General features: G+C 43.8%; 8 protein-coding genes. All 8 read left to right on the top strand.

The annotated features are described in order from the left end of the window. Positions 1 to 8 precede the first annotated feature (8 nt). The 8 genes from ACQKPA_RS25655 to ACQKPA_RS25620 all read left to right on the top strand — a co-directional run bounded on the left by ACQKPA_RS25655 (position 9) and on the right by ACQKPA_RS25620 (position 11,762). A complete protein-coding gene (locus tag ACQKPA_RS25655; protein ID WP_427495304.1) occupies positions 9 to 2,120 on the top strand; it encodes a YIP1 family protein in 2,112 nt (703 codons plus the stop codon). Further along, the gene (locus ACQKPA_RS25650) at positions 2,120 to 4,525 is read left to right on the top strand and encodes a DUF5696 domain-containing protein (RefSeq protein ID WP_427495459.1); all 2,406 of its coding nucleotides are present in this window, start codon (positions 2,120 to 2,122) and stop codon (positions 4,523 to 4,525) included. The genes ACQKPA_RS25655 and ACQKPA_RS25650 overlap by 1 nt, the downstream gene beginning before the upstream one ends. Position 4,526: 1 nt before the next feature. Then, complete coding sequence (locus ACQKPA_RS25645) at positions 4,527 to 5,396, top strand: carbohydrate ABC transporter permease (RefSeq protein ID WP_427495302.1); 870 nt, start codon at positions 4,527 to 4,529, stop codon at positions 5,394 to 5,396. Between the two features lie 19 nt (positions 5,397 to 5,415). Beyond that, positions 5,416 to 6,378 carry a carbohydrate ABC transporter permease gene (locus tag ACQKPA_RS25640; protein ID WP_127589931.1) on the top strand — a complete coding sequence of 321 codons (963 nt, stop codon included), beginning with the start codon at positions 5,416 to 5,418 and terminating at the stop codon, positions 6,376 to 6,378. Between the two features lie 40 nt (positions 6,379 to 6,418). Continuing rightward, positions 6,419 to 7,834, top strand: coding sequence for an ABC transporter substrate-binding protein (locus tag ACQKPA_RS25635; protein ID WP_427495301.1), 1,416 nt, complete (start codon positions 6,419 to 6,421; stop codon positions 7,832 to 7,834). Between the two features lie 130 nt (positions 7,835 to 7,964). After that, the gene (locus ACQKPA_RS25630) at positions 7,965 to 8,849 is read left to right on the top strand and encodes an AraC family transcriptional regulator (RefSeq protein ID WP_427495300.1); all 885 of its coding nucleotides are present in this window, start codon (positions 7,965 to 7,967) and stop codon (positions 8,847 to 8,849) included. 236 nt (positions 8,850 to 9,085) lie between these two features. Then, positions 9,086 to 10,480 carry an ABC transporter substrate-binding protein gene (locus tag ACQKPA_RS25625; RefSeq protein ID WP_427495299.1) on the top strand — a complete coding sequence of 465 codons (1,395 nt, stop codon included), beginning with the start codon at positions 9,086 to 9,088 and terminating at the stop codon, positions 10,478 to 10,480. A gap of 46 nt (positions 10,481 to 10,526) precedes the next feature. Continuing rightward, complete coding sequence (locus ACQKPA_RS25620) at positions 10,527 to 11,762, top strand: family 16 glycosylhydrolase (protein WP_427495298.1); 1,236 nt, start codon at positions 10,527 to 10,529, stop codon at positions 11,760 to 11,762. Positions 11,763 to 11,788: the final 26 nt, after the last annotated feature.

Below are 11,788 nucleotides of genomic sequence, written 5' to 3'. Positions count from 1 at the left end.
GGTGTACCGTGCGCAACCATCAAAGCAAATCGAAATATGTGCTTTGGCTAGTCTGCTTGATTGCACTGACTGGATTCCCGATGATCGCAAGCGCTGATGTTCCTTATCGTACCTTCACAGAAGATAGTTACGAACGTACGATTATGACGCAATCTGCTTATTCTCCGGTCGGCGTATTAGCGCAGGAAATTCCAGTAGTCAATGAAAAGGGTGAAGTAGAGTATACATCGCTGCAACGGCCTCAGGATCTATTCATCGCAGACAACGATGATATTTATATTGCGGATACCGATAATAATCGGATTGTTCATCTGAATGAAGATGGTGAGCTCGTTCGGATAATCACATTGCCAGAAAGTCCGTTAAATCAACCACAGGGTGTGTTTGTGGCCGATAATGGCGATATTTACATTGCGGATACAGGTAATAAGCGGGTTGTTCACCTTGATAAGAATGCAAAATTATTAAATGAAATTGGCCGTCCTGAATCACCACTTATTAATGAATCCTTCGTATATGAACCAACGAATATGGTTATCGATAAACGCGGCATTATCTATGTTGTATCGAAAGGGAGTTATCACGGGATCATCCAATTTACCCCTGAGGGGAATTTCGACCAGTTCTTCGGTACGAATAAAACGGAAGTAACGCTGATGGATATCATTCGGAGACAGTTTTATTCGAAAGAGCAATTGAGTCGGCAAGTTCGATTGCTGCCTGTAACGATCCGGAATATAGATATCGATGATCAAGGCTTCATCTATACGGTTTCCGGTTCCAAAACAGAGCAAGTCAAGAAATTAAACATTCGCGGCGAAAATATATGGAAAGAGATGTCGTTCAATGAACGGTTGTTTTCCTTAGCTACCGTAGAATCGGATGAATTGATTGAGAAGCAGCTTACCGATGTTTCCTTAGATCAGAATGGTAATGTAACGATTATCGATAAATCAAGGAACATTGTTTCCCAGTATGATGCAAACGGAACGATGTTATTTTATTGGTCGGGCCGTTCTGCCTTAGGTAATTCGCTGGTTGGTTTAACAGCTGCACCTGTTGCAGTAGAAACCAACTCGAACAAACGCCTTTATATTTTGGATGAGGCGCTGAGCCTCATTCAAGTCTATGAACCGACTGAGTTTGGAGCAACGGTTCACGAAGCTTACAAGTTAATGGAGGAAGGCAAGTATTCAGAAGGGGAGCAATATTGGAACAAAGTACTGAAGTTGAATGCTCATTTCTCTCCAGCGTATAAAGGAATCGCTCAGGCCGCATTTTCTCGCGGTGAGTACGAGCGTGCTAGAGCCTTGTTCAAGCTTGCAGGAGATGGTGAGGGATACTCAGACTCATTCTGGCAAATTCGCCTGCAATGGTTCCAGAAAAACTTCTCGACCTTGGCGAACTTTGCTATTATTGCCGGTCTCCTATTATGGGTTTTTATCAAGCTCAAGAGAAAATTCAATTTCCGAATGATGCCGAAATCGAATAAGTTGAACAGTCAAACCTGGTTCCAGCAATTAAAGCATGTATTCTACATTTTAAAACATCCCATTGATGGATTTGGTGATTTGAGATATTTGAATAAGGGCGGCTACATCAGTGCTTTCATTATTCTCATATTAACGGTGGTCATGCTTCTGGTTAAATCGTTCTATACGAGTTTTACCTATAATCCGGTGCCGGTCTATGCAAAAGGTTCAACTTATATGCTCACAGTCTTCTTGGCCGTATGGTTTTCATGGGTGATATGTAACTATCTCGTAGGTTCGATCAAGCAAGGTGAAGCAAGGTTTAAAGATGTATTCGTTGGAAGCTGCTATTCATTGTTCCCGGTCGTGTTACTCGGGATCCCGCTTGCTCTTATTTCGAACATCTTTACACAAAGTGAAGCATCTATTTACGGCTCTATTGAGGTAGGTATGCTTTTGTGGAGTGGGCTATTATTCTTCTGGAACATTCAAGCGTTGCAAAACTACGGTGTTGGCGAAACGGTATTGAACATTACACTTACGGTCATCACGATGACCATTATGTGGGTACTTGTGTTTATCTTAATCGGACTCACATCCGAATTTGGCAACTTTGTTTACACGATCTATCAGGAGGTGTCGATGTGATGCGCTTATTACGCTCCAAAAAACGATTAATGGTAGCTGCGATCTGCGTCATATTCGCGTCGACGCTCGGCGGTTTAATGTTTGCTGCATCCGCTTCAACCGATAAGAAGCAGATCGGCATTCAAACTACAGCACAGACTGCTGATGCTCAAACGGAGAAAAAGGGGGCACCTCAGACGAGTGCGACAAAGGCAGTAACCCCTGCAAAATCAAATGGAAAATTACCGGATGAAACGAAGTTCCAAAGGATAGCGGAAAATGAGAAATTATTGCTTAAAGCGGATAAGGCATCCGGTCATTTTACCGTAACAAGTAAAACGACAGGAGAAGTATGGCGCTCTTTTCCTAATCCGAAGGATTGGCAGGATAAGCTGAATACGGATGCATGGAAGGTGCATCTTGCTTCACCCTTCATGTTCCGTTATGTAGAGTTTAATCTGCGTAAGGATTTGCTGAAGGAGACTAACTTTTATGCACAAAAAGGGGGAATAAGCCAGTTCGAAGTAACGGATCAGGGATTTAAAGTGATGTATGACATGCCGGATCTTGGCTTCATTATTCCTGTAGAAGTAAAGCTCGGCGAAGATTTCGTGGAAACGAAAGTGTTAGCTGAAGGTCTGGTGGATGAAAAAGTCATTCCGAAGGAAGAGCCGGCGGCAGCTACGGTTGATAAGAATGGCAAAGAAGTCAAGAAACCGAAGCCAAAGAAAGATCCGATGGCTCGCCTAGCATCCATTCGGTTATTCCCTTTCTTGGGTGCCCAAACTTCAAATGATGAAGATGGATTTCTGTACATTCCAGACGGTCCGGGCGCTTTAATTGATTTCAGAGAACGTCGTGCGGGCACACAGAACCTCTATACGGAACGTGTTTATGGTGACGATTGGGCATACAGTAACCGCAATACCCTCTCTGATCGTAATCCGATTACCATGCCGGTATTCGGGATTAAATCGAATAAGCAAGCACTTCTAGGAGTCATTACGGAAGGTGAAGAGTACGCGAACGTGGTTGCAGCACCTTCGGGATCATTCAGTCAATTCAACTGGGTTGCACCAGAGTATCAGTACCGGTTCAAGTTCTTCCAACCGACAGATACGAAGAAGCAAAACGGTTACCTGACGTATAGCAAAGAAATAACGAAATCGGATCGTGCGACCCGCTATTATATGATCGATGATCAAGGTGAAGGCATTAGTTATGTTACATTAGCTGAACGTTATCGGGAATTGTTGATGAAAGAGTCTGCGATGAAACCGTTAGAAGGTGAGCAAGCGAAGCTGCGGCTTCAGCTGCACTTACTTGGCGGCGATACCGAAGACGGTTTTTTGTGGGATTCCTATCTGCCATTAACAACGACAAAAGAGGCGGAAGGGATTGTCCAAGAGTTGTCTGCACTCGGTGTGGATAACATGGATATCACTTATCTTGGATGGCAGAATGATGGATACAGTAAGTTCGGCGGTGACTTCCCCGTTCCAGATAAACTTGGCGGTAACAAGGGAATGAAGAAATTTACCGAATTCGCTCATTCGAAGGGCTACAGGGTTTATCTTGATGCCTCTTCCTATACGTATAACAGAGGCGGTAAAGACGGATTTCGGAAGAATAGAGACGGTCTTCGTGACCTAGCTTCTTCTGTCATTGAATCGATGAATTGGGATAGCAGACGGAAGACATTTGTCAGCCCTCAATTTATGAAAGGTGTTATAGAAGGAGATTTCCAAGAAGCGAAATCATTAGGAATCAATGGCTATGTATACGGTCAAGGAATCGGATCGTTCTTGAATACGGACTTTAATGAGAACTATAGAGCGACAAGAGAACAAGCAAAGGAAATTCAGAGCGAGTTGTTTCAGAAGACAAAGGAAACATTCGGCAGCGTAAAAGGGGCAGGAGGTAATGCATACACCTTCCCATATATCAGCCATATGGACAACATGGCCTCTAACTTCTCCTATGACATGTTTATCGATCGCGTCATACCATTCGCCCAAATTGCTCTTCATGGTCTGACAACATACTCATTCGAGTATGCGAACTTGAGTGATGACTATGCGGACAATTTCTTAAAGGGAATCGAATACGGCGCAGTACCGTCGTTTGTCGTAACGAATGCTTCATCACAAGAATTACTTAAATCACTTTCTCTACATGAATTCTACAGTACAAACTACAAGGACTGGCTTGAAGAGATCGTGTCACAGTATCAAAAGTACGAAGAGGCACTTGGTGATGTGCAGAACGAGTTCATTACAGGCCATCGTGAAATCGTAAGCGGCGTATTTGAGACGACTTACAGTAACGGGAAGCAAGTCATCGTGAATTATAACGATAAAGAGGTTCGTGTCGGGAATGTTGTTGTTAAAGCCAAAGACTACATCGTAAGCAAAGGAGGTGCGTAGTATGGCCCCAAAGCGAATGCTCTCTGCTAAGAGATCTCGAAAGCTGGAAGGGTCGTTATTTATTGCGCCCTGGTTGATCGGATTTATCGCTTTTTTAGGGTTTCCGCTAGTCTTCTCACTCTTTATGAGCTTTCACACGGTAAAAATATTGCCGAAAAAAATTGTGTACGATTTTGTTGGCGTTAAATATTACCGTGAGATCTTGTTTAACAGCTCGGATCTATACGATAAGTTAATTCCGTATTTTCAAGAAGTCGTCATCATGATCCCGGTTATCGTCATATTTGCCTTGATGATCTCTATTATGCTGAACCAAAAACTGCCCGGTCGATTTTTATTCCGTGCCATCTTCTTCTTACCGGTTATCTTCTCTACGGGTGCTGTGCTGATGTCATTTATTAATCAAGGGGAAGGCAATCTGGGATTCCTTGAACGATTTAATATTGGCGGTTACATGGATATGTTCCTTGGGGATAGCTCCTGGGCCAAACCCGTAAAGACCGTATTGAATCAGTTTGTCCTCGTGTTATGGTATTCCGGGGTGCAAATTCTGCTCTTTCTTGCAGGGCTGCAGACCATTTCAACTTCTGCGTATGAATCAGCTCGAATCGATGGTGCGACACCGTGGGAAGTATTTTGGAAAATAACCCTCCCGGCGATGTCACCGTTTATCCTTCTGAACTTAATTTATACCGTTGTAGATATGTTTACGTTCCCGTCCAATCCTGTAATTAGTTTGATTAATACAGGAAACTACGGATTTAACAGTGCACTGGCATGGATTTACTTCGCTATTATTCTTATATTCTTGGGAATTGTCATTCTCATCTACAGTAGAATTAACCGGAAACATGTCGGGGCAAATCGTTAGTGAAGAAGGGAGGCAGAACATGAAGGTTGAAATAGCGACGCGTGTGAAACAAAAGTTCACAACGAAACGTGGATTACGGCAAGTGAAGTATACGATTCTAGGTCGAGAGATGAATCAAGGGCTGTTATTTAAACTAGTCTTGTACGGGATATTCATCGTAACCTCCTATGTGTATATGAACCCGATATTAAAAATGCTCGTGAAGATGGTCATGAGTGCCAAGGACTTAATTGATCCAACCGTGACGTGGATTCCATCTTCCGTATACTTAGGTCATGTGTTCGAAGCATGGAAGCTTCTAGATTATCCGAAGTCTCTCTCCATCAGTATACTGATTGCGATTTCGACTGCTGTGCTGCATTGTATTTCGTGTGGGCTAGCGGGCTATGCCTTGGCAAGGCTCGATGTCCCCTTCAAGAAGACGATTCTATTCCTCGTCTTCTTGGCATTCATTATTCCGCCTCAAGTTGTTATTTTGCCTACGATTATGGTGTATACGAAGCTTGGGTTGAATGGTCATTTATTAACCTTAATATTGCCTTCTATTTTTGGGTTCGGTGTCAAGGGTGCACTCTTTGTCATCATTTTCCGTCAGTTCTTCTCCACGCAGCCTAAAGCATTGGAAGAAGCGGCACGAATCGATGGCGCTAGTGCTTTGAGGTTTTATGTACGTGTTATGTTTCCTTTGGCCAGGCCTGCCATTCTCGTCGTCCTGTTGTTCTCGTTCGTCTGGACTTGGAATGACACGTACTACCCTAGAATGTTCCTGGGTTCAAGCGGCGATATGCCGTTAGCACTGAAAATGTCATTTATCGATAGTCAGTTGACGACGTTTATTACGAATGGAGGACTGCCGGAATACTTAGCTGAACCGATCAAAATGGGTGCAAGCTTCCTGGTTATATTGCCTCCGCTGATTCTTTACCTCGTTGCCCAGCGTTACTTTGTTGAGAGTGTTGAACGTACAGGTTTGGTCGAATAGATCTGGATCAATCATTCGGGATAATACAGGAGGATTATGAATGAAGAGAAAATCGATTTTTCTAATCATTACTTTTGTATTCATGCTAACCACATTACTTTCGGGTTGTACCGGCAATGACCCGGTAGATGAAGCACCGGAAGTTGCATCCGAAGCGAAGCCTGCTGGGACTAACGAAGAAGCTGCACAGGAAGAAGAAGTGGATTGGACGAGTAAAGCCGTGACGGATTTCAGCGAAGAGACAACGATCACCATTCAACATGAATGGGGCTTAGAGCAGATTGCTCCTCTCATGCAGCCCATTGAAGATAAGCTCAAAGCAGAAGGTAAGAATATCACCGTTAAATGGATTCAAGGTGATTCCACTTCGGAAGCATTGCAAGAATTGAACGCTAGTGGTGTCGTCCCGGATATTATTTACAGCTCCAAAGGAATTGATGGTTTACAAGAACTGGATATGGTTGAGCCCATTGATGACTTCATGAAGATATACGAAATGGATGAGACCAGTATCAATCCATCTGTCATATCCTTGTTCCGCTCCTACGATGATAAGGGTTCAATGGTAGGCGTGCCTACGTTTGCTGACACCATTACGTTATTTTACAATAAAGAGATTTTCGATATGTTTGGCGTTCCTTACCCGACAGACCATATGACATGGGATGAAACCTTTGAGTTAGCTAAGAAGTTGACCGGAGAACGAAATGGCGTAAACTACCGTGGTCTGGAGATGGGCTATACGAACAGCCTGACGAGCGAAGCGCTCGCACCTCTTAAAGAAATTATTACGAATGTCGTGGATCCTGAAACGGATGAGGTATTACTTACGAAGGAGCCGGCAGTCACAAGATATTTCGAATTGATGAAAAAGTTCTATAGCATACCAGGGATATATGAACGTGATCCGGACAAACAAGCAAGCTTCTTTGCCGGTGGAACGGCTGCAATGTTAGTGTCTTGGCCGACATACATGGAATGGGGAATTCCTGAAACCATTCGACCGAATGTAGATTCGGTTCTCATGCCAATCTGGGGAGGGGAAGATCAGTTAGCGACACCAACGCAAGCTCATATGTATGTATTGAATAAATACAGTGAGCAAAAAGATGCAGCTTTCCAGTGGATGAAAGAAGTCGTTGCGGAAGATATGCAGATGAAGTTCTCCGCTGCAGGATATCCAACGGTGTTGAATAGCCCTGAAGTTATCGCGACATTCGGCAGCGAAAAAGATATTTACGAAGGCAAAAATGTAAAAGCGTATTTCCCGGAAAACGCAAGGATAATTGAAGGTAGAAAGTCGCAATATCAACGATTAGCTGAAGGTATGATTACCGAGAAACTGAAGGACTTTGCGAACTCGGATATGAATGTCGCCGAATTTTTGCGGAAGCTGGAAGAAGAAATGACGATTAAGATCAAGGAAGAGAAACAAAAGAAAGAACAAGGTCAATAAGAACCTCTGGACGCCTGCATGAGTATTTGTTAAGAACCTGAGGTCATCGTCTCAGGTTCTTGGCGCTTTATAGCTTTGCGCACTTGTTGGACTATTGAATCAGTCAAAAAGCGGGGAAGGTGAATTCTTGATGTATGATAAGCTTCCAGTCCTGAATCCAGAGGAAACGATTCCGATATTGCAGGATCAATTCTATTATCCACCTTATATTACGCTTGCCCATATGTACAAACCTCCAACGGGTTGGTTTATGATACCTCAGCAGATTAGTCAATATCAGCTTCTATATGGAGTTGATGGGAAGGCGGATAATATTATGAATGGCATTAAGTGTCCGCTCGGAAAAGGGGATATTTACATCATTCGCCCCGGTGCTGTTCGATCATTGCAACCATCTAAACATGATCCATATGTAGGAATAACCATTTCATTTCATTTTGGACTGTCAAAGTCACCAATAGAATTCATGTTTGGAAAAGACTACATTAAGGGGAGCGATCCAGATGGATCGTTACTAGGCAAACTAATCCCCTTAATCCAGGCCATCCAGCAGCATTCGTTGACAAGTAATATGCTTGCCCAGGGACTGTTGTTACAAATATTATATGATTTGGCTAATAACCATCCGGTTGATGGAACAGCGAAGCAAACCACAAAAATCAATGCAAAGATGGTGAAAATCTGTAATTACATTAAAGAAAATTATAGTACGACGATTCGTTTGGATACGCTAAGTGAGATGACGGGGCTGAGCAGAAACTATATCATACGGCAATTTCGCAAGTGTTACGGTATGACGCCGTCTGATTATCTGGCTACGATTCGCATAGAGAAGGCGAAGCAGCTCGCACTTGAAACCGATCTTTCGATCAGCGAGATTGCGAACCAGGTCGGATATACGGAGCTGCACTCATTTAGTCGAATGTTCAAAAAACGAATGGGAATCAGCCTAAGTCAGTTTAATGCAACGCTTATTTCGTCGCTCGATATCGTCTCCCCCCTAGAAGAATCTTAGGGGGTTATTTTTGTTATAAAAGTGTTACTCTGGGCTAAATACTTCCAAGGGTTAGCCGAGTAAACTATGAATGAAAGACCGGATTGAAAACGCTTCCGAAAAATAGAGAATCGTTCAAGTTGATTCTGGATTAGCTTGTTCAAAGTAGGAAATCCGGATCGAATGGCTCTTGCATTTATTTAATCCATTATTTTCGCATCGGTATTATGAGTTAATGAAAATGGGAGGGTTTAGGTATGAGAAGAAATGGCCAAAAAGGTCTAGGCCTGCTGTTCATGTTGTGTCTATTGTTCATGTTCGTTCTGGGAGCATGTTCATCAGGAGAAAGCGGTGAAATAACAAGTGATAAGCCAGATACAACCGAATCCACCGAAAGAACGAATGCGAACACGGAGGAACCAGCGGAGGAACCTGAACCTGTAGAAGTGAAGCAATTCTCGAATGAACCCGTTACGTTAAAGGTAGCAACCCAATGGGGGGAAGAAAATTTCCAGAACAATTTTGTTCAAGATATGAAGGAGCTGGTTCCCCATATTACATTCGAATATGTGGATTGGAATGGAACGGCTGAAGGGATCCAGGAGATTAACAGCGCAGGGACGGTTGTGGACTTACTAACGCCCAACCTGGGGGTGGATGTGCTGCTCGATCTTGATATGGTACAGCCGCTGGATGAGATGGTAAAAGAGTATGGGATCGATTTGAGCACAGTGGACCCGTCGTTTATTGCTCTGATTCGCTCCCAAGACCCTAAAGGACGGCTGATCGGATTGACGGGCAATGGAGGGATTTATGGTCTCTTCTACAATAAAGAAGTATTCGACCTGTTTGGTGTTCCTTATCCGACTGACAACATGACTTGGGATGAAATCATTGACCTCGCTAAGAAAACGACAGGCACCCGTGATGGAAATCAATACGTAGGACTGGAGTTCGGCTCGGATACGGTGGATGCTGCACTGTTACAGTTATCCACAACATTGACGGATCCGGACACGGGGGAGGTGTTATTGTCCAAAGATCCGAAGTTTACGAAGTATATGGAACTCATGAAGAAAATTTATAGTATTCCAGGCATCTACAATCCGGAAGAACCAGATAAGTTTATGCAAAAAACAGCTGCAATGGAAATCAACTGGCATGGTTTCCTGACTTGGTTCGGAGGGGAGACCCCGGAGGAAAGAGCAGAATTTAAGAAAAACATGGACATTCTGCCGGTACCATCCTGGCCTGACATCCCAGATACGGCTCCAGCCGTTCATACGGCACCTACCGTAATTAACCCGTATAGCGAGAATAAAGAAGCAGCGCTGCAAGTCCTTCAAGCGATTATTTCCATCGAGAATCAAACGAAGGCTACAAGAAAAGGCACAATCCCGGCTACATCCGATGTGGAAATTCGGAAGCAGTTTGGTGCCGACAATCCAGATCATCAAGGTAAAAATGTAATGGCGATGTTCCAGAATCAGTTTGCGCTACCTCCTGCTAGAGCAAGTGTGTGGGATAAATACGTTGATTTGAATGGGGCTATGCAGAAGTTTGCGACCTCGGACATGAACATCCCGGAGTTTATCCGTGTGCTGGAAGAGGAATCTGCAATCAAGATTAAAGATGCTATGAATAAACAGTAAGAGAGTTTCAGACAAAATGGATGCACGGAATAGGAGCGAGTAAATCATGACAGATATGTTGCATAAGGAAGGCTGGACCCTTGTATTTCATGAAGAGTTTGATGGCCCAACGCTCGATCAGACGAAGTTCTCCCCCTACGGTTTATCCCATTGGAAAACGTTAGAGGAAGCAGAGGCGACCTATCAATTCCGGGATAGTTGTATCGTGTTACAACTGCCTGATGAGCATAAGCGTGTATCCGCGATTGTTACGGGGATGCGAGATGGACTGCACCGTTACGGTGATGATCTCGGGCTAAACCATCATGACCGTGCCTTCATGAACCTTGTGACGAAATATGGTTACTTCGAGGTACGTGCGAAGGTTGCGAAAGGGAGCGGGCTTAATTCAGCTTGGTGGATGATCGGGTTCGAAAATGAGAAAGAGCAAAATGCCGAAATCGACATTTTCGAATTGTTAGGCAAAGATACGCGTTTACTGAATACAACGCTTCATTCATTGCGTGATACAAAATTGAAGTATGCCCATATTCCGTATCGAACGGATGTGGACTTATCTGAAGATTTTCACGTATACGGCTTTGAGTGGGATGAATCCGGTATGAAGTTCTATCTGGATCATGAGCTATATTGGGAAATTGATCAGTCACCGGATTATCCGATGGTTACCCTGCTGCAGATTAATGATGGGGATGGAGGATGGATTGGCGATCTGGATCGATCAATTCCGTATCCGAAGGAATTCCTCGTTGATTATTTAAGGGTATATAAGCGCGAGGGGATGCCCATGGAGCTCATTCCGCTCGAAGGAACGGAAGGCAACCTCGCCCGGTTTGCCATTAGCGGAGTAGGTAACGATATTACCTGGGGAGATTTGTACAACGCACAATCGCATATTTGTTATATCAATGACGGCGATCCGAATACCGCTCTAATCAGCAAACCGGAAGAGTCATTGCCTCACTATATTTATTTGGATTGGATGGAACCGAAAGTATTGGATACGGTATCGTTAACGACACGAGCTGGATTGAAGCAAGGTCCGACACAGTGGGATATTGAAGTATCTCCTGATGGTCTAACCGATTGGCGTAAAGTGGGGGAGTCAGGGCAGGTCGCATGGAGCCATCGTGAGGATGAGCTAGAAACGCACGAAATCACGCTTACACAAGAAGAACGTGCGAAGTCGATTCGAATTGTGATTCAAGCGTTCAATGGCAGCCAAGAGGCAGGATCGTATTTGATTCAGGATATAGCTGTTTATTTGAGAACAAAGGCGTAATGGTGGTGGCTGTAATGGGCCCTGGA

The sequence above is a fragment of the Paenibacillus sp. NPDC093718 genome (assembly GCF_050279985.1).
GTDB lineage: Bacteria > Bacillota > Bacilli > Paenibacillales > Paenibacillaceae > Paenibacillus_AQ.
The sequence above is the reverse complement of the archived record's forward strand: the minus strand, read 5'-3'. Positions and strand labels throughout refer to the sequence as shown.